This is a genomic window from Streptomyces sp. NPDC051576, assembly GCF_040681835.1.
In the GTDB taxonomy this organism is placed as follows: domain Bacteria; phylum Actinomycetota; class Actinomycetes; order Streptomycetales; family Streptomycetaceae; genus Streptomyces.
Genome location: NZ_JBFAZO010000003.1, coordinates 1 through 19,002, shown reverse-complemented (window position 1 = coordinate 19,002; position 19,002 = coordinate 1). Strand labels below are relative to the sequence as shown.

Below are 19,002 nucleotides of genomic sequence, written 5' to 3'. Positions count from 1 at the left end.
CTGGCGTCAGCGCTGGTCGTCGTGGGGTACGCGACGGAAGAGCAGATCGTTCACGACATGTCCCTTGTCCAGTCCCTGGCCCTCGAAACGGGTCAGCGGCCGGAAGTCCGGACGGGGCGCAAAACCGCCGTCGGATTGGCTGTTCTCGAAGTCCGGGTGCGCGCTGAGGACTTCGAGCATCTGTTCCGCGTACGGCTCCCAGTCCGTCGCGCAGTGCAGGATCGCGCCGGGCTTGAGCCGGGCCGCGGCGAGGGTGAGGAACTCCGGCTGGATCAGCCGCCGCTTGTGGTGCCGCTTCTTCGGCCAGGGGTCGGGGAAGTAGACGCGCAGCCCGTCCAGCGAGTCCGGGGCGAGCATCTCTCGCAGCAGGATGATGGCGTCCCCGTTGGCGACGCGGACGGTGGACAGGCCGTGGTGGTCGGCGAGGGCCAGCAGGTTGCCCTGGCCAGGGGTGTGCACGTCGACGGCGAGGATGTTCGTCGCCGGGTCCGCGGCGGCCATCTGCGCGGTCGCCTCACCCATCCCGAAGCCGATCTCCAGCACGACCGGGTTGTCGTTCCCGAACAGCTCGGCGAGATCGACGATCCGCTGCCCGTCGATGTCCAGCCCCCACTTCGGCCACAGCCGCTCCAGCGCGTCCGCCTGCGCCGTGGTCACCCGGCTCCGGCGCGGCTGGAAACTCCGGATCCGCCGCTCGAAGTGCGACCCGGCGGGATCGGGCTTCGGGCCGTCCGGGAAACGGGGCTCGCCCTTGACGCGGGCTCGCCGCGCGGGCTCGGCGGGGGTGGAGCCGGCGGGGGCGTCGGGGGTGTTGAGGGAGTCAGACACAGTGCGTCGATTTTACGGGGAGCGGGCGGATGGTGGCTTGCGGGGGAGTCCGCTACGGCGAACCGGCCGGCGCCGGTCTCGCCGCCTGCTGCCGCAGGACGGCCAGCGCCCGCCGGGCGATCTCTCTGCCGATGGGCAGGGAGGCGGTCGCCGCCGGGCTCGGGGCGTTGAGCACATGGACGGCGCGCGGGCCCTCCTTGATCAGGAAGTCGTCGACGAGGGTGCCGTCCCGCAGCACGGCCTGGGCGCGGACGCCGGCCGCCGAGGGCACCAGGTCGTCGGGGGTCACGGCAGGGAGCAGCCGCTGTACGGCCGTGGTGAAGGCGCTCTTGGAGATCGAGCGGCGCAGCTCCCCCGCGCCGTACCGCCAGTGCTGCCGGGCCATGTGCCACACCCCGGGCCAGGCGGCCGTCGTGGCTATCTCGCGGGGGTGTACGACGCCCCAGCCGTAGCCCTCGCGGGCCAGGGCCGGTACCGCGTTCGGGCCGAGGTGGACGCCGCCGTCGATGCCGCGGGTGAGGTGCACGCCGAGGAACGGGAAGGCCGGGTCCGGCACCGGATACACCAGGCCGTGCACCAGCTCGGGGCGGGCGAGTGAGTAGTACTCGCCGCGGAACGGCACGATCCGCATCTCCGGGTCGTCGCCGGTGAGACGGGCCACCTGGTCGCAGTGCAGGCCCGCGCAGTTCACCAGCACGCGGGCGCGGACGATCTCGCCGCCGGTCGCGGTCACCGTGCGGACGGCGACTCCGCGCTCGGGGCGCCGGTCGATGTGGGCGACGCGGGCGCCGTAGCGGATCTCCGCGCCGGAGGCCTCGGCCAGGTGGCGGGCGACCTCGGTGTAGTCGCAGATGCCGGTCGTGGCGACCTGTATGGCCGCCAGGCCCCGCACCTCCGGTTCGTACTCGGCGATCTGGGCGGCGCCCAGCTCCCGCACCGCAATGTCGTTCTCCCGGCCGCGCTGCACGAGGGCGTGCAGGCGGGGCAGTTCGGCGCGCTCGGTGGCGACGATCAGCTTGCCGGTGACGGCGTGCGGGATGCCGTACTCCGCGCAGAACTTGACCATCTCGGCCGCGCCGCGCACCGCGTACCGCGCCTTGAGGGAGCCGGGGCGGTAGTAGATCCCGCTGTGGATCACCCCGCTGTTGCGCCCGGTCTGGTGCCGGGCGGGGCCCGTCTCCTTCTCCAGCACGGTCACCCGCGTGCCCGGTGCGGCACGGGTGATCGCATACGCGGTCGACAGCCCGACGATCCCGCCACCCACCACGAGCACGTCACAGTCGTAGCCGACCACGCGCACCACCTCCCGCATCCGATAGTGCACTGCACCACTGACAGTCACTTCAAACGCCGGAAAGTGGCGGGATGTGCGGTACCGCTCAGGCCGGGGCCATCAGCAGGGGCCGGGCCCGCTCCCGCAGCTCGACCACCCGCGGCTCGTCGCCGTACGGCTCCAGCCGGTGCAGGAGGTCCTTCACGTACTCGGTGGTGCGGGCCGACGAGATGCGCCCCGCGACCTCCACCGCCCGTACGCCCTGCTCGCACGCGGCGTCGAGGTTGCCCGACTCCAGTTCGGCGACCGCCGAGACGACGAGCCTGAGGCCGTGCGAGCGCACGAACTCCTCCGTCGGCTTCGACAGCGCCTGCTCCGTGAAACGGCGGACCTGGCGCGGTGCCTTCAGGTCGCGGTAGCACTCGGCGGCGTCGGCGGCGAAGCGGTCGTAGGAGTAGAAGCCGAGCCAGGACGGGTCGTTGTCCCCGTCGCGGGACCGCTCCAGCCAGCCCTCGGCCGCCTTCAGGGCCGCGCCGGCCGCCTGGGCGTCCCCCGCGCGCGCGTGGGAGCGTGCCTCGACGAGCCGGAAGAAGCTCATCGTGCGGGCGGTGGCCAGGCCGCGGTTGCGCTCCAGGGCGGCCTGCGCGAGGTCGACGCCCTCGTCGCCGAAGCCGCGGTAGGTCGCCTGCAACGACATCGACGCCAGTACGTAGCCGCCCAGCGGCACGTCCGCCGCCGCGCGGGCCAGGCGCAGGGCCTGGATGTAGTACCGCTGCGCCGCCTCCTGTTGGCCGGTGTCGAAGGCCATCCACCCTGCCAGGCGGGTGAGTTCGGCGCTGGCCCCGAAGAGGGCTCTGCCGACCTCGTCGGAGTACGAGCCGAGCAGCAGTGGTGCCGCTTCTACCCTCAGGCACTCCGGCACCATGGACGAACGCCAGTCGCCGCCCCCGTACTTGGAGTCCCAGCGCCTGGCGTCCTCCGCGGCCTCCCGCAGCTTCTGCACATCGCTGTGGCCGACTTTGAGCGGTGCGCTCGCGCCCTCCGAGGAGTTCGCCTCCCGCGCCACCGAACTGTCGGCCGGGGTTATCAGCCAGCGTGAGGCGGGCGTTGCGTATGCGCTGACTGCGAACGACCCGGCGAGTGACTGCCAGATGCCGCCGGAGCCGGCCCGGCGGCCGGCGAGGTCGAGGCGGTACAACTCCGTTGCGGAACGCACGGCTTGACCGACGTCCCTCGGGAAGGCGAGGCCCACTTCCGGCGCGGGATCCGCGTCCGCCAGGCCGATCTCGTGGAGCGGCACCGGGCGGCCGAGCTTCTGGCCGATGGCGGCCGCGATGAGGTGCGGGGCGGCGCCCTGGGGCACCATTCCCTTCGACACCCAGCGCGCCACCGACGTCTTGTCGTAGCGAAGTGTCAACCCGCGTTGAGCGCCAAGATCGTTGACGCGACGTGCGAGTCCTGCGTTGCTGATTCCCGCGAGGGCGAGAACGGTGCCGAGTTTTTCGTTCGGCCCGCGTTGCTCCCTGGACATGCGCCACCCCTCGACACAGACGGCTGCCGCGCTGGCATAACCATGCGGCATTCGTAAACCCAGCGTAGTTCGCCGCATCCCAAGCGTTAAGGGGCATTGTTCCGGTTGGCGGGATTGTGGTCCGTACGCGAGTGCGGGGTTTGCACACAGGGTTGCGACGTGCCCCCGCCGTGTGGCCGTGCGCCCGTGTGTGCGCTCTTCTCCGGCCATCGCGGGAGCGCTTCGATGGATCGTGCGTGGGTCGGCCCGCTGTACTGGATCCAGTGGGCTGGGGGACACCGCCGCCTACATCCCCGCGGGCGGCGGACCGGTCCGGGAGGCGTACTCCGCCTCCCGGACTGTGCGCGGTGCGAAGCGGTGCGCAAGGCGTGTACGGAGCGTGCGCGAGCCTGTGCCCGCAACGCCGATTTGGCTGAAAATCATCCCCGCCCCTTAGCGTCGAATACCGCTCCTACCACGGGAGTTGAGGGCGCGTTAGGTGTTCTGGGGGAGCGTATCGGGGGCGCATTCGCGTCGCGGACGTAGGGTCGTCGTTGTCCGGTTGTCCCTTGTCCTGGGCGTACTTGCGCGATCTCGAGCGGCTTTTGCCGCTCTCCGGAAGGCGTCCTTCATGGCAGCATGGTGCCCAGTTCGTGCGGTGCACTGGTTGTCCACAGCCTGTGGAGGCGTCGATGCGGTGGTTGGTGGGATGGAGCAGTACCGCCGCTGGAGCCGCCGCGATCGGTTCCGCGGGGGCGACCGGACTCGACGGTGAGACGGTGCACCCGGTGGGCTCCCAACTCCTGTGGGGCGACCCGGATCCGCTGTGGGCGGTCGGCGACTGGCGGCCCGACGAGGTGCGGGTCGTGAAGGTCGACGCGGAGACCCGGATCGCCGTCCTCGGCACCTGCGGCGCCACCGACGAGGAGCTGCGGCTGAGCCTGTTCTCCGCGCGCGGAGGGGCACTTCGGCATCTGACCGCCTGGTCCGGCAGTTACACCGCGGTCGTCAAGATCGGCCGCCGCACCATGGTCTGCGGTGATCTCGCGGGCGCCAAGCCGGTGTTCTTCACCCCCTGGGCCGGCGGTACGGCCTACTCCACGGCCGCGCTCCCGCTGGCCGATCTCATCGAGGCCAACCTCGACTTCGGGCACCTCGCCGCGCTGCTTGCCGCCCCGGACGTACCGGCCGCGCTGCACGACTCGACGCCGTACGAGGGGGTGCGTCGCATTCCGCCGGGGCATGCGCTCATCCTGCGCGCCGGGGCGCGCGAGATCGCCGGGTACGAGCCGGTGGCCTCCCTCGCCGTCGCGGCCGCGCCCGTCGACCCCGACAGTGCGGTGGACGCCGTACGGGACGCCCTCGTCGACGCCGTGCGCGCGCGCCTGTCCGCGCCCCGGCACGTTCCCGACATCGACCCGGGCCCGGTGCCCGGCATGGGACCCGCCGAACGGCGTGCCGCGCGTGGGATGCCCGTCCCCGGGATCGGCGCCGACCTCTCCGGGGGGCCCGCCTCCGGGACGCTGGCCCTGCTCGCCGCCGGGCTGCCGGGGGCGCCGGGCACGGTCCTCGGGCACGGCACCGGCGCGGGCGAACGCCTCCTGGCCGTCACCTTCAACGACCTCGCCGTGCGCGGCCGCGAGTCCGAGGTCGAGCGGGCCGGCACCCTCGCGGCCAACCCCCGCCTGCACCACGTGGTCGTGACCGGCGGCGAGGACGTCCTGCCGTACGCCGAACTCGACGGCCCCCTCACCGACGAACCAGGCCCCTCCCTGATCATCGCCGCGCGCCATCGCGCACGGCTCGCGGCGGGCAGCGCCGACCACTTCACCGGATACGGCGCCCGCCAGGTCCTGGACGCCCACCCGGCCCGCCTCGCCGACCTCCTGATGGACCGCAAACGGCGCCATCTGGTGCGCCCCGTGGCCGCGTTGGCGAAGGCGGACGGTTCCGTGATGGTCCCCGCGCGCGTGTACGGCGCGGCCCGCCGCCTCGCCCGTACGCCCTACGGCGCGGGGCTCGAAGTCCTCGCCGACCGACTCCTGCACCAGCGCTTCGAGGAGCCCGGCGGCGCGGTCGGCGCGTCCCTCGCCGCGCTCACCTGGGCCAGACCAGGGCCCGCCGCCCGCTGGCTGACCGGCGAGGCCCTCGCTGAAGTATCGGTTCGCCTTCAAGGCGCGCCCAGCCGCCAAGGCGTCGGCCCGGGCCAACGCCCCGGCGACTTCCGCGCCCGCGCCGCCCTCGCCCGCCACGCCTCCGACCTCCGCGTCCTCGAACAGGCCGCGGAGATCCGCTCCCAACGCCTCCACACCCCCTTCCTGGACAACCAGGTCGTCCGCGCCTGCCGCACCCTCCCCGAAGCCCTACGGGTCCAGCCAGGCGCCCGCGCGGCCATCCTCCGTACGGTCCTGGAAGGCGCCGGCGTAGGAGACCTCCCACCCGGCTGGGGCGCCCCCTCCCACGCCTCGACAGCGGCCGCGTCCCGCACGGGCCTCCGGGTCGCCGCGGACTCCCTGATGGCCCTCTTCGACACACCCCTGCTGGCGCAAGCCGGCCTGGTGGAGGCCCGAGTGGTCCGCAAGGCCCTCCGCGCGGCAGCCCAGGGCGAACCGCTCCCCCTGGACGGCCTCGCGGACCTGGTGTCCCTGGAGCTGTGGCTGGGCCGCCTTCTGGCCCGCCGGGGGACCTGTTGGACGGGGACGCCCGCACGCGCGCGTGCCGTTCCGGCGGGGATCCGGCCGCAGCGGGGGGCGTTGGCGGCGGGCGGGGCTTGAGGGGGTCGGGGGCAGGACGGTTGGGGCGGTTGCCTGCCTGCCCGGCTGACCCGCTGCACGGGGACCCGGCACGCGCGCGTGCCGTACGGGCGGGGGAGCGGGCGTCGACCGAGCCTCCGGGCAGGCGCAAGCCGGGAGTTGCCGGGCGGCGGGCGCTGCTCTCCAGCCCTGCCAAGCGGCGCGGCACCCGAGTGGATGTCGGCCTGCACGAGTCCAGCACCGGCGGCTGAACAACCGGACGCCCCCCGTAGCTCCTCTCCCCGCAGCGGGGTGACGAGGACCCGGTCCTCAACCGAGTCACCGAGCCCAGCCGCTGCCGGCCGACCTGAACCCGCGCGGCACACCGCCACAAACCGTCCCAAGCGCCGGACCCGCCACCGAACGCCGTGACCTCGTGCCGCGCGCCCGGTGACAATGGCCGGGTGCGGTACAGAATCCTGGGCAGTACGCGGGCGGAGGACGACCAGGGCACCGCTGTGCCCCTCGGCGGTGCGCGGCTGCGTGCGCTGCTCGCCGCCCTCGCCCTGCATGCGGGCCGGGTCGTGCCCGCCGGCGCCCTGATCGACGAGGTGTGGGCGGACGAGTCCCCGCAGGACGCCCCGGCCGCCCTCCAGGCTCTCGTCGGGCGGCTGCGCCGTACCGTCGGCAAGGACGCGGTCGGCTCCGATCCGGGCGGCTACCGGCTCGCCGCGAGCCGCGACGACGTCGACCTGTTCGTCTTCGAACGACTGGTGCGCCAGGGCACGGCCGCCCTCGACCGGGGAGACGCGGCCGGCGCCGCCCGCGACCTCGACGAGGCCCTCGCCCTGTGGCGCGGCCCCGCCCTCGCCGACCTCCCCGACCGCTCCGCCGCCACCCGCCCGGACGCGCTGCGCAAGGAGGCGACCCGCGCCCGGGTCGAGGCCGGCCTGCTGCTCGGCCGCGCCGCCGACGCCGTACCGGAGCTGAAGGAACTGACCGCGGCGCATCCCTACGACGAACCGCTGCACGCCCTCCTCGTCCGCGCCCTGCGTGACACGGGCCGGGCCGCCGACGCCCTGGCCGCGTACGAGACGGCCCGGCACACACTCGCCGAAGGGCTGGGCGCCGATCCCGGCCCCGAACTCCGGGCGCTGCACGCTGAGTTGCTGAACCCGCCGGCACCGACGGCCGCCCCGGCGCGACCCGCCCGCGACGGCAACCTGCGTCCACGGCTTACCTCTTTCGTGGGCCGGGAACCCGAGATCGCCGCCATCCGTTCCGAAATGCACAGGGCCCGTCTCGTCACCCTCACCGGACCGGGCGGCTCCGGAAAGACCCGTCTCGCCGAGGAAGCCGCCGCCGGGCTCCCGCAGGCGTGGTTGGTCGAGCTGGCCCGGCTCGACCGGCCGGAGGCGGTGCCGGGCGCGGTGGTCAGTGCCCTCGGTCTGCGCGAGACCCTGCTGATGACCACCGAGCTGACCAGCCCGCAGGACGACCCGGTCGCCCTGCTGGTGGAGTACTGCGCCTCGCGCAGCCCACTCCTGATCCTTGACAACTGCGAACATGTCATCGACGCGGTGGCCGACCTCGCCGAGACCCTGCTGACCCGCTGCCCGGCGCTCACGATCCTCGCCACCAGTCGTGAACCCCTGGGCGTCCCCGGCGAGTCCGTGCGCCCGGTCGAGCCCCTCGTCCCCGACCAGGCGCACCGCCTCTTCGCGGAGCGCGCCGCAGCGGTCCGGCCCGACGCGGAGACCGTGCTCCAGGACACGGAGGCCGTCGCGGAGATCTGCCGCCGCCTCGACGGCCTGCCGCTCGCCATCGAACTGGCCGCCGCCCGGCTGCGGTTGCTCAGCCCGCGCCAGATCGCCGACCGCCTCGACGACCGCTTCCGCCTCCTCACCTCCGGCAGCCGCACGGTCCTGCCCCGCCAGCAGACCCTGCGCGCCGTCGTCGACTGGTCCTGGGACCTGCTCGACGAGCCCGAGCGCACGCTGCTGCGCGAGGTCTCCGTGTTCGCCGGCGGCTGGGACCTCGCGGCGGCCGAGACCGTGTGCACCGGGCCGGTGGCGGACCTGATCGGAGCGCTCGTCGACAAGTCCCTGATCGTGGCCACCCCGGGGGAGGCGCACGACGGCATGCGGTACCGCATGCTGGAGACCATCCACGAGTACGCCGTGGAGCGCGCCGCGGAGACCCCCGAACTGCGGACGGCGGCCGAACACCGGCACGTGGCCTGGGTGCGCGCCCTCGTCGAGGAAGCCGAGCCGCTGCTCCGCTCGGGCGACCAACTCCCGTGGATCGACCGCCTGGAGACCGAGCTGGACAATCTCCGCGCGGCCCTCGCCCGCTCCGTCGCCGAGCGCGACGAGGCGGAGGCGGGCGCGCTGGCGCTCGCCGTCGGCTGGTTCTGGTGGCTGCGCAACTACCGGCGGGAGGGCGTCGATTGGACTGAGCGCATCCTCGGCCTGATCACAGCCGGAGAGGCGCTCGACCCGTTCCACGCCTACCTCGCCGACCCGGACGCGGAGACCGGTCATCCGCTGCGGTCCCAGCGGATGAACCTCCGGATGCTGCATCTCTTCCTCGGCGCCGAGTCCGGCGCCCTGGACCACCTGCCGAACGGACTGCGGGACGAGCGGTTGCGCCGGTACGTCGAGCTGGTGCAGGACCACTTCGCCACGGGCGGCCCGGACGCGGCCCGGATGCCGGGGCTGGCCTGGCCGTTCACCGCCTACTTCCTGCGCGACACGATGGACATCCGGGACGTCATGGACGTGGCGGTCGCCAACGCGCGTACGTACGGCGGCGATTGGGAGCTGGCCGTGATCCTGATGTTCCGCACCCACATGGTCGTCGATTCGCCGGGCGGCATGGCGGGCATCGACGACGACCTGGCGGAACTGCGGACGCTCTGCCGTCGTGTCGGCGACCGCTGGGTGCGGGCCCAGGTGTCCAGCGCGGTCGGCGAGGCCGCCATGGGCCGCGGCCGCTTCGAGGAGGCGAAGGGAGCGTACGAAGAGGCGCTGGCACTCGCCTACGAGGTCGGTGCGAACACCGAGACACCGTTCCTCATCGCCCGGCTCGCCGAGCTGGCCTTCCGCGCCGGTGACCGGGAGAGCGCGCTCGCGGGTCTGGACGAGGCGACCGAGGCGACCGACCGGCACGGGGTACCGGACGCCCACGCGTTCATCCTGCTGCTGCGCGCGCACATCGCCCTGGAGGACGGGGAGGTGACCCGAGCGCGCACGTACTGCGACCAGTCCCGCGCGGAGAGTGGACGCGGTACGCCACCGCCTCAGTTCCGGGCGGCACTGAGCGCGGTCGAGGCCCTGGTCACGTCCGCCGAGTCCGGCCCCGAGCGCGGGCTGGTGGCGATGGCCGCCGCCCTGCGCCAGGCCGTGGAGCTGAGGTGCGCCGAGGCGGTCACCGCGGCACTGGTGGACCAGGCGGCGACGCTGCTCGCCGAACTCGACGAACTGCCGGGCGCGGTACGGCTGTTCGCGGCGGCGGACCGGCTGCGCGGCGGTCATCCGCGCCCCATGCCGGAGCGCGCGCGGACCGAGCGCACCGAGGCCACCGCCCGCACCGAACTGGGTGCCGAGCGCTACGCCGCCGAGCGTGCCCGCGGCGGGACCCTCACCATGGCCGAGGCGCTGGCCGAACTGCCCCCTTCGGCCTGACTCCTACCGGCAGGTGAACTTGGACTCCGCCCAGTCCGCGAGCGCCAACTTGTCGAACGAGCTGTGCGGTTCGACCACCAGCTGTACGGTCTCGCGCCCGGCGAGGTCCACATGGACGGGCACCGCCGGGTCCCCGCCGTCGATCTCCCCGGACCGCCACAGTCGCACCCCGTCGGCGTACACCGAGAAGGAGAGCCTGCCGATCCCCAGCATCATGTCGTCGACGCCGACCGTCGCGTCGTAGGAGACGCACGGGCGGTTGAGGTCGATCGTGACGGAGGACCGGCCGTGCACGGTCACCCCGTGGCTGTACCGGGTGCCGCCGATCGAGACGCCGTAGCGCTGCCATACCCAACTGCTGCCGCCGAGCCGGATCTCCGGTGCGGTGCCGTCGCCGTTGACGTTGTACGACAGCTCGCTCACCTGGAAGACGGTCGGCGCCGGTGGGGGCGTCGGGGTCGGGGTCGGGGTGGGAGTGGGCGTCGGTGTGGGCGTGGGGGTCGGTGTCGGGGTGGCCCTCGGAGTCGGCGTCGGCTTCGGTGTGGGCGTGGGGGTCGGCGTCGGGCTCGGGGTGGGGGTCGGCGCGGGTGCCAACACGACCGGTTTCTGGGCGGGTTGCTTCCTGGGGGGCGTCGGTGTCGGCGACTCGGGCCTGGCGATGGGGGAGGACGAGGGCGCCGGTTTGGCCTCGGGCTTCTTCGCCGGGTGGTGGTTGCCGGTCAGCGCGAGGGCGATCGCCGCCGCTGTCGCCGCGGCGACCACACCGGCCGCGATGCCCGCCTTCACCGGTGCGCCGAGTCCTTCGGAGGCCGCCGCGCCACCGGCGCCCGCCCCGCCGGACGAACTCCCGCCCGCCGCCGAGGCGGCGCCCGCCGCGCCGGCCGCACCCGCTCCGGCACCGCCCGCGATCAGCGCGATCGCCTTGGCGTACCCGGCGGCGCCGAACCAGCCGATGACCGCGACCGGGACGACCGCCGGGATACCGCTGGCGACCTCCTCGATCTGCAGCGCGGCCAGCCGGCACTTGGCGCACTCGTCCAGGTGCTTGCGCAGCCCCCGCTCGGCACGGGTGCGCAGCCGGCGGCGGGCGTAGGTACCGAGCTGGTCGGCGTAGCGGGAGCAGTCCTCGTCGTCGGTGAGGGTGGCGCTGACGTGGGCCTGGAGATAGGCCTGCTTGAGGCCTTCGCGGGCCCGGCTGGCCAGCACGCGCGTGCCGTTGGCGTCGAGCCCGAAGAGCGTGGCCACCTCGCTCGGCGACTCGTCCTCGACCTCGGTGTGCCACAGCACGGCCTGCCACCGCTCGGGCAGCGACCGGAAGGCCTGCATGGCCATCGACTGCTCGGCCTCGTGCATCGCCCGGACATCGGCGCCCAGGTCCAGTGTGTCGTCGTCCGACACCTCGGACACCCGGGTGGACTGCGCGGCGAACACCGCGAAGTCGTCGACGAGCTGCTCCCGCTTCGCCGACTTCGTCCAGTTCGCGGCGACCCGCCGGACGGAGGTCAGCAGATACGCGCGTACGGCGTACTCGGGCCCGGAGCCGCCGCGCACCGCCTGGAGCATGCGGGCGAAGACCTCGGCGGTCAGGTCGTCGGCGGTGTGGGCGTCGCGGCAGCAGGTGCGGGCGTAGCGGCGCACGGCGTCCGCGTGGCGCCGGTACAGCTCCTCGTACGCCGTGTCGTCACCGGCGCGCATCCGCTCGATCAGCGAGGCGTCGGCGGCCGGCATCTCCAGCGGCGGCGGCAGCACACTGCCCTCGCGCTGGGCCGGCACACCGCTCTCACCGGGATCGCCGCCCCGCCCACCCTGGCTCGGCACCTGTGGTGAGGTCAGCCCACCGGCCTCCGGGTCACCGTCACCCAGTGACTCGTCCCGCCCGTCAACACTCATCGCGGAAAGCCCCCGCCGCCTGCCCAATCCGACCCGAACAACGGGTCAGCCTGCCATATCGACTTTTCGTCAGTAAGCGGCTGGGCGGGCCAACCACTCGTCCGTGGGGTTTTCCCGCAACGCAGTACTAGCTTTCACCCCTCCGGGGAAGGCTCAACTTCCCTGCCCTGAAAGGGAGTTGATCTCCACGTTCGAAATGTCCGACAATGTTCCCGGGCAGTGTTCGGTGCGTGGGCGGCGCAGCACCCACGCACCACAGTCACCTGTACGAGTCACCCAGGACCGGGCCGCCGACCCTCACACGGGCCGCGACCGCAACCCCTCCAGCAGGATGTCCAGCAGCCGGGCCGAGGCCGCCGCCTGCTGCGCCGCGTCCGGCAGCGAGGGTGCGGCCGTGGCGATCACCAGCAGCACGTCCGACACCGACACGTCCGCCCGCAACTGGCCCGCCGCGCGCGCCCGGTCCACGAGCTGGCCCACGACCTCCAGCAGCGCCGCCGCCCCGGCGTCGTAGTCCGCGGAGTTCAAGGACCCCGCCGACTCCTCCGGGACCAGCCGCAACTCGCCCGTGCCCGGCTGTGTCCGCTGCTGCGGCACCCGCGCCTCGTCGAGCAGGGAGCCCTCGCCTTCGTCGGCGACGCCCACCCGCAGCACCTGCGGCGGCAGCAGCCGGCCGGCGCCCGAGGCCACCGACGTCCGCAGGAAGCGCGACAGCGCCGACCACGGCTCGTCCTCCTGGCCGAGCGCCGAACGCGCCTGGTCGGTCAGCCGGGAGGTCTCCTCCTCGGCTATCCGGCGCACCAGGACGTCCTTGCTCGGGAAGCGCCGGTACACCGTGCCGACACCGACCCGCGCGCGCCGCGCCACGTCCTCCATCGGCGCGCCGTATCCCAGCTCGCCGAAGACCTCACGCGCCGCACGCAGTACGTGCTCCAGATTGCGCTGTGCGTCCACCCGCAACGGCGCCGTACGCGAGCTGTCCCCGCGTCCGTTTCCCGCCGCCGCACCGACCGCGGCGCCGGATGCGACGGCAGACGCGGATGTCCAATGAGAGTCCTGAATATGCATACACGTTCCCCCGGTTAATGACGTCTCCCCCCGGAGACTCCCCGCCATCGGCAGCCGGAGCATCGTGAGACAAGCCCGGTCCGCGAGCCTCGCTCCGCGCGGACCCGCTGAGCGCATCCCCCTACACCCCGTCGACACACGAACATAGTTGAGAGGGGGTCAATTCAGAAGGGGCAGGTTCCGCACGGAGCGCCCCCCGATCGGAGTACGGGTCGCATACCTCCCGATTGCGCCCCTCAACACCACCCCGATCACCCTCACTGACCTGCGCACCTGCGCCGCACTCCGGCGATTCCGGCGCCTGCGCGCGGCCTCGGCCGCCGGTCACACAATTTGTCGAGCCTGTGGACAAACTCAAGCGCCGGGTGCGTCATGGGATGGTGAAGGAACGCGCGCGCATTCTCGTTGTCGGTGGCGGCTACGTCGGGATGTACACGGCCCTGCGCCTTCAGAAGAAGTTGAAACGTGAAATCAGGCGCGGGCAGGTCGAGATCACCGTCGTCTCCCCCGACCCCTACATGACGTATCAGCCGTTTCTCCCCGAGGCCGCCGCCGGTTCGATCTCCCCCCGCCATGTCGTCGTACCGCTGCGCCGCGTCCTCCCGCTGTGCCGGATCGTCATCGGCGAGGCCACCGCCATCGACCACGGCAAGCGCACCGCGACCCTCAGCACCCTCGCCACCGAGGAGGAGGGCACCGGCAGCCAGGAACTGCCGTACGACGAACTCGTCCTGGCCCCCGGCTCGGTCTCGCGCACCCTCCCGATCCCGGGCCTCGCCGACCACGGCGTCGGCTTCAAGACCGTCGAGGAGGCCATCGGCCTGCGCAACCACGTCATCGAGCAGATGGACATCGCCTCCTCCACCCGCGACCCCGCGATCCGCGACGCGGCCCTGACCTTCGTCTTCGTAGGAGGCGGTTACGCCGGCGTCGAGGCGCTCGGCGAACTGGAGGACATGGCCCGCTACGCCGTGCGCTACTACCACAACGTCCAGGCCGACGACATGAAGTGGATCCTCGTGGAGGCCACGAACCGCATCCTCCCCGAGGTCGGCGAGGAGATGGGCACCTACACCGTCACCCAGCTCCGCCGACGCAACATCCAGGTCCTCCTGGAGACCCGCCTCGAATCCTGCGCCGACCGCGTCGCCGTCCTCAGCGACGGCCAGCGCTTCCCGACCCGCACGCTGGTGTGGACGGCCGGCGTGAAACCCCACCCGGTCCTCGCCGCCACCGACCTCCCGCTCACCGCGCACGGCCGCCTCAAGTGCACCCCCGAGCTGACGGTCGAGGGCGCCACGCACGCGTGGGCCGCGGGAGACGCCGCCGCCGTCCCCGACGTCACCGCGCCCGAACCCGGCACCGACACCGCCCCCAACGCCCAACACGCCGTACGCCAGGCCAAGGTCCTCGGCGACAACATCGCGCACGCCCTGCGCGAGGAGCCTCTGGAGACGTACGCCCACAAGTACGTCGGCTCGGTCGCCTCCCTGGGACTGCACAAAGGCGTCGCGCAGGTCTACGGACGGAAGCTGAAGGGCTACCCTGCCTGGTTCATGCACCGCGTCTACCACCTCAGCAGGGTGCCCACCTTCAACCGCAAGGCCCGTGTGCTCGCCGAATGGACCCTGGCGGGGCTCTTCAAGCGGGAGATCGTCTCCCTCGGTTCACTCGAACATCCCCGGGCGGAGTTCGAACTCGCGGCAGGTGGAAAGCCTCCACAGGACCCGAAGGGGTCGAACTGATCCGACCGAGGAACTCCACCGACCGCCCGCGCGTCTGACGAATGTCGGCCCGGTTCGGTCACACTGCCAGACTGGTCCACGACTTCGGGCGGGCCCACGCTCGCCCTTCTCACCCAAGAGGCTTTCCCCACTGTGCTGCATCTCCCGGGGGCAACCCCCGGACCCCCGGCAGGGTCCGGAGTGGGCCGACGACACCTGACACGAGGCAAGGATTCGTGAACTTCACGCGCTGGAGCGCCCGGCTCCCCGGAACACAGCGCCGCGCCGCAGCGCGGACCGACCACACGGTCACCCCGGACCGGCGGGGGGAAGGCTCCGTGCCCGCGGCCCGCGCCGAGCAGCTCACCGACGAGCCGCCGCCCGTCCCCGCCGTCGACGACCTGCCCGTCCGCGAGGTCCTCGACCGCGTCCCGGCCCTCGTCGCCCTCGTGCACGGCCCCGACCAGCGCATCGCGTACGTCAACGACGCCTATGTCACCGCCTTCGGCACCCGCCCGCTGGGCGCACCCGCCCGCGAGGCCCTCCCCGAACTCGACGAACTCGGCCTGCTCCCGCTCCTCGACCAGGTCCTGCGCAGCGGCAAGCCCCGCACCCTGAAGTCCCGCAAGGCCCCCGGCGGCCGCTCCTACACCTTCACCTGCACCCCGGTCGCCGAGAGCGCCGACAGCGGCGAGGGCGGCGTCCTGATCTTCGCCACCGACGTCACCGACCACGCCGAGGCCGCCGAGCGCCTGCGCACCAGCGAACGCCGCCAGCGCGAGACCGCCGTAACGCTCCAGCGCTCCCTGCTGCCCCAGGAACTCGAAGAACCCGACGACCTGCGCATCGCCGCCACCTACCAGCCCGGCGGCACCGAAGCGGCCGTCGGCGGCGACTGGTACGACGTGATCACCCTCGGCGGCGGCCGCACCGCCCTGGTCATCGGCGACGTCATGGGCCGGGGCGTGCGGGCGGCGGCCGTCATGGGCCAACTCCGCACAGCGGTCCGCGCGTACGCCCGCCTCGACCTGCCCCCGCACGAGATCCTCCAGCTCCTGGACGGCCTCGCCACGGAGATCGACGCCAACCAGATCGCCACCTGCGTGTACGCCATCTTCGACCCGAACGAGGGGCGCCTGGTGTACGCCTCGGCCGGCCACCTCCCGATCCTCGTCCGCGACGAGAGCGGCGCGGTCCAGCGCGCCGACGAACCCACCGGCCCCCCTCTCGGCACCGGCGGCTGGATCCATTCCTCGGGCTCGATCCCGCTCAGCCCCGGCTCCACCGCGGTCCTCTACACGGACGGTCTGGTCGAGCGCCGGGACGAGGACCTGGACGAGGGCATCGCCTCCCTGGAGCGCGCCCTGGCCGGCGCCACCGGCACCCCCCAGGTGGTCTGCGACCGCCTGGTCCGCGCGCTCGGCGTCACCGCCGACCACGACGACGACGTGGCCGTCCTGGTCCTCCAGCATCCGGCCCGCACCGGCCACGACGGCGACCTCTTCCGCAACGCCGCCCTGGAACTGCTCGGCGGAGTCGAAGCGGCCCCACGCGCGCGTGCGTTCGCCTCCGGAGTCCTCACCAGTTGGCGCTTCCCCACCGAACTGCACGACCTCGGCGTCCTGGCCGCCAGCGAACTGGTCGCCAACAGCCTCCAGCACGGCACCCCGCCCATGCGCCTCCGTCTGCGCCGCACCGACCGCCGCCTCATCGTCGAGGTCACGGACGGCGACGACCACCTCCCCAGGCGCCGCCGCGCGGAACCCGCCGACGAGTCCGGCCGAGGCATCGCGATCGTCGCCACGATCGCCTCCACCTGGGGCTCCCGCCGCACCCCGGGCGGCGGCAAGGCGGTCTGGTGCGAGTTCGTCCTCCCCAGGACGGCCCCGGTATGAGGGGGCTCTACGCCTCCACGCCCACGGGCTCCACAGCCCCCCGAGCGACGACCAGACTCCCCTTCGCCCGCCACGGCTGATCCTGTACGGCGGTGAGCCGCCGCCCGAGTCGCACGGCCAGCACGCTGATCCCCAGCGAGAACAACAGGAACATCACGACGTACGGCCCCGGCAGCGACGCCCCGAGCGGACCGCCCACCGCGGGCCCGACGGCCAGCGCGAGCTGCTTCACCAGCGCGAAGGCCGAGTTGTACTGCCCCGCCATCCCCTCCGGCGCCAGATCGGCGACCAGCGGTGCGACGGTCGGCGACAGCATCGCCTCACCGAGCCCGAACAGCGCGTACGTCGACACGAAGGCAGCCGTGGCCATCTCCTGACTCCCGTGCCCGAGCCCCGCGAACCCCGCCGTGACCCAGGCCAGCGCCCAGATCAGCCCGACGGCCGCGATCACCCTGGACCGCCGACGCCGCTCGACGAACCTCAGCACCGCGAACTGCGCGACCACGATCATCGCGGTGTTCGCGGCCAGCGCCGTACCGAGCGCGGACGTCGAGATCCCGGCCGCCTCCACCCCGTAGGCACTCAGCCCCGACTCGAACTGCCCGTAGCAGGCGAAGAACAGCACGAAGCCGAGCACACCGAGCTGCACCATGGCCTTGTTGCCGAGCAACTGCTTCCAGGCGCCCTTGGCCGACCGCGACGGGGCGTCCCCGATGCTCGGCGAGTGCGGCATCCGCACGGTCGCGACGACCCCGGCCAGCACCAGGAACATCGCCGACTCGATCCCGAACAGCAGCGTGAAGGAGGCGGCGCTCGTCGTGTCGACCAGATGACCGCCGATGAGACCGCCGACACCGAGCCCGAGGTTCTGCAGAAAGAACTGCATGGCAAAAGCACGCGACCGGGTCTCGGCCGTCGAACAGTCCACGATCATCGTGGCGAGCGCCGGCTGCATCACGGCCTGCCCGGCCCCGAGCGCGGCGGCCGACAGCAGCACCGCCGTCGCGTCACCCGCCAGCCCCAGGCTCATCGACCCTACGGCGGCCAGAACCAGGGCGGCGATGAGGACCGGCCGGGGACCACGCCGGACGATGGCCCGCCCGGCGAACGGCAGCACGATCAGCGCGGCCACGGCGAAGACGGCGAGTACGAGACCCGCCGTCATGGCTCCCAGTCCCCGCACCTGCGCCACATAGACGTACAGGTAGGGGACGGTGAAGCCGAGCCCGAACGCGCTGAGTGCGTTTCCCACGTGGATCCGGCGCATTGCTGCGCCCATCGCCCTGGTCACGTTCACCTCAATCAAGTAGTTGGTCGCCTTCGGTACTTCTTAGTACCGAAGGCTTCGAAGCTAAAGTTAGAAGCTAAACAGTACATCCAGAAGGACTTCAACGCCAAGCGGGCCCGTGCGATACTGACGCCCATGGGCGAACCGACACTCGATGAGCAGATCGCCGCCTACCAGCGCGAGTTCCAGGACCTCGACCCCCAGGTCGAGAAGATCGTCTCGGCCCTGGGCCGCCTGAACCGCCGTATGAACGTCGCTTACGGCCGCCAGACCGCGAACCTCGGCCTCAGCAACGCCGAGTGGGAGGTCCTCAAGGCCCTCGTCCTCTCCGGCGCCCCCTACCGGATGGGCCCGAGCGACCTCGCCAAGCGCCTCGGCCTCACGCCGGCCGCGATGACCCACCGGATCGACCGCATGGTTGCCGAGGGTCTGGTCACCAGGGAGCGGGACGAGTCCAACCGCGTCCGCGTGATCGTGGAGCTGACGCCAGAGGGCCGCGGCAAGTGGCTGGAGGCGATGCGCATGGCGACGGTCTTCGAGGGCGAGCTGCTCCAGGACCTGTCACCGGAGGAGCGCACGGCCCTCGGTGAGGTCCTCACCCGCCTCCTGCGCAGGGTGGAGCACGCCCAGCCGGACGCCGGTGGACGTCTCAGCGATCTCGACTAAAAGATCTTGACAGAGGGTGGTTGACACTGCCTGTCTCGATGCGTAGAGTTCTTCGGGTTGCCGCAGGGCCGTAACGGTTCTGCGACAGCACCTCCGCCGCATCAGCGGCAACCCAAACCATTAGCGCGATCTCCCAACGGGATTGATTTCGGCGTGCCCGAATTCAATTCGATTTGGGTACGGCAGCTCGATTAGGAACTGCCGAGTCGATCCGCTAAGGTTTGAGACGTCGGAACGGCCCAAGGGCTGGGAAGACAAGCCCCGCTGACTGGGAGTCAGGCCCGAAAGGGTCTGGTAGAGTCGGAACCGCCGGAAAGGGAAACGCGGAAGCGGAAACCTGGAAAGCGCCGAGGAAATCGGGTCCGGAAACGGTCTGATAGAGTCGGAAACGCAAGACCGAAGGGAAGCCCGGAGGAAAGCCCGAGAGGGTGAGTACAAAGGA

At 72.4% G+C, this 19,002-nt stretch carries 12 protein-coding genes; 6 read left to right on the top strand and 6 right to left on the bottom strand.

The features are described 5' to 3' along the window. Nucleotides 1-6: 6 nt before the first annotated feature. From trmB to AB0M63_RS09800, 3 genes are all read right to left on the bottom strand, one after another. Entirely contained in the window at nt 7-828 is an 822-nt protein-coding gene (trmB, locus tag AB0M63_RS09810) for a tRNA (guanosine(46)-N7)-methyltransferase TrmB (RefSeq protein ID WP_366019012.1), read from the bottom strand. Between the two features lie 52 nt (nt 829-880). Next, entirely contained in the window at nt 881-2,140 is a 1,260-nt protein-coding gene (lhgO, locus tag AB0M63_RS09805) for an L-2-hydroxyglutarate oxidase (protein ID WP_366019011.1), read from the bottom strand. Between the two features lie 67 nt (nt 2,141-2,207). Further along, on the bottom strand, nt 2,208-3,632 hold the full coding sequence (locus AB0M63_RS09800) for an MFS transporter (protein WP_355923652.1): 1,425 nt from the start codon (nt 3,630-3,632) through the stop codon (nt 2,208-2,210). 671 nt (nt 3,633-4,303) lie between these two features. Here AB0M63_RS09800 and AB0M63_RS09795 point away from each other — a divergent pair. The 3 genes from AB0M63_RS09795 (at nt 4,304) to AB0M63_RS09785 (ending at nt 10,029) form a co-directional block, all read left to right on the top strand. Further along, complete coding sequence (locus AB0M63_RS09795) at nt 4,304-6,385, top strand: asparagine synthase-related protein (RefSeq protein ID WP_355923654.1); 2,082 nt, start codon at nt 4,304-4,306, stop codon at nt 6,383-6,385. Nucleotides 6,386-6,414: 29 nt separating this feature from the next. After that, nucleotides 6,415-6,615 carry a hypothetical protein gene (locus AB0M63_RS09790; protein WP_366019010.1) on the top strand — a complete coding sequence of 67 codons (201 nt, stop codon included), beginning with the start codon at nt 6,415-6,417 and terminating at the stop codon, nt 6,613-6,615. A gap of 192 nt (nt 6,616-6,807) precedes the next feature. Further along, a complete protein-coding gene (locus tag AB0M63_RS09785; protein WP_366019009.1) occupies nt 6,808-10,029 on the top strand; it encodes a BTAD domain-containing putative transcriptional regulator in 3,222 nt (1,073 codons plus the stop codon). 3 nt (nt 10,030-10,032) lie between these two features. On the opposite strand, the gene AB0M63_RS09780 is transcribed toward AB0M63_RS09785, so the two are convergent. Both AB0M63_RS09780 and AB0M63_RS09775 read right to left on the bottom strand, forming a co-directional pair. Beyond that, nucleotides 10,033-11,919, bottom strand: a complete 1,887-nt coding sequence (locus tag AB0M63_RS09780) for a sigma-70 family RNA polymerase sigma factor (RefSeq protein ID WP_366019008.1) — start codon at nt 11,917-11,919, stop codon at nt 10,033-10,035. Between the two features lie 297 nt (nt 11,920-12,216). Then, nucleotides 12,217-12,987 (bottom strand): helix-turn-helix domain-containing protein, encoded by a 771-nt coding sequence (locus AB0M63_RS09775; protein WP_366019007.1) that lies wholly within the window; start codon nt 12,985-12,987, stop codon nt 12,217-12,219. A 377-nt stretch (nt 12,988-13,364) separates the two neighbouring features. Between AB0M63_RS09775 and AB0M63_RS09770 the strand changes: the two genes are divergently transcribed. Both AB0M63_RS09770 and AB0M63_RS09765 read left to right on the top strand, forming a co-directional pair. After that, complete coding sequence (locus AB0M63_RS09770) at nt 13,365-14,732, top strand: NAD(P)/FAD-dependent oxidoreductase (RefSeq protein ID WP_355923663.1); 1,368 nt, start codon at nt 13,365-13,367, stop codon at nt 14,730-14,732. A gap of 215 nt (nt 14,733-14,947) precedes the next feature. Continuing rightward, nucleotides 14,948-16,606: a SpoIIE family protein phosphatase gene (locus AB0M63_RS09765; RefSeq protein ID WP_366019006.1), complete on the top strand. Its 1,659-nt coding sequence runs from the start codon at nt 14,948-14,950 to the stop codon at nt 16,604-16,606. Nucleotides 16,607-16,613: 7 nt separating this feature from the next. Here the strand turns inward: AB0M63_RS09765 and AB0M63_RS09760 are convergent, their stop codons facing one another. Continuing rightward, the gene (locus AB0M63_RS09760) at nt 16,614-17,873 is read right to left on the bottom strand and encodes an MFS transporter (RefSeq protein ID WP_366019464.1); all 1,260 of its coding nucleotides are present in this window, start codon (nt 17,871-17,873) and stop codon (nt 16,614-16,616) included. 156 nt (nt 17,874-18,029) lie between these two features. On the opposite strand from AB0M63_RS09760, the gene AB0M63_RS09755 reads away from it, so the two are divergent. Beyond that, nucleotides 18,030-18,560, top strand: a complete 531-nt coding sequence (locus AB0M63_RS09755) for a MarR family transcriptional regulator (protein ID WP_355923667.1) — start codon at nt 18,030-18,032, stop codon at nt 18,558-18,560. The last annotated feature ends 442 nt before the right edge of the window (nt 18,561-19,002 follow it).

Bases quoted from the DNA above. Each gene is read 5' to 3' on its own strand.
- AB0M63_RS09780 (WP_366019008.1), bottom strand. From the start codon at position 11,919: ATGAGTGTTGACGGGCGGGACGAGTCACTGGGTGACGGTGACCCGGAG.
- AB0M63_RS09775 (WP_366019007.1), bottom strand. From the start codon at position 12,987: ATGCATATTCAGGACTCTCATTGGACATCCGCGTCTGCCGTCGCATCC.
- AB0M63_RS09770 (WP_355923663.1), top strand. From the start codon at position 13,365: ATGGTGAAGGAACGCGCGCGCATTCTCGTTGTCGGTGGCGGCTACGTC.
- lhgO (WP_366019011.1), bottom strand. From the start codon at position 2,140: ATGCGGGAGGTGGTGCGCGTGGTCGGCTACGACTGTGACGTGCTCGTG.
- AB0M63_RS09755 (WP_355923667.1), top strand. From the start codon at position 18,030: ATGGGCGAACCGACACTCGATGAGCAGATCGCCGCCTACCAGCGCGAG.
- AB0M63_RS09795 (WP_355923654.1), top strand. From the start codon at position 4,304: ATGCGGTGGTTGGTGGGATGGAGCAGTACCGCCGCTGGAGCCGCCGCG.
- AB0M63_RS09800 (WP_355923652.1), bottom strand. From the start codon at position 3,632: ATGTCCAGGGAGCAACGCGGGCCGAACGAAAAACTCGGCACCGTTCTC.
- AB0M63_RS09760 (WP_366019464.1), bottom strand. From the start codon at position 17,873: ATGCGCCGGATCCACGTGGGAAACGCACTCAGCGCGTTCGGGCTCGGC.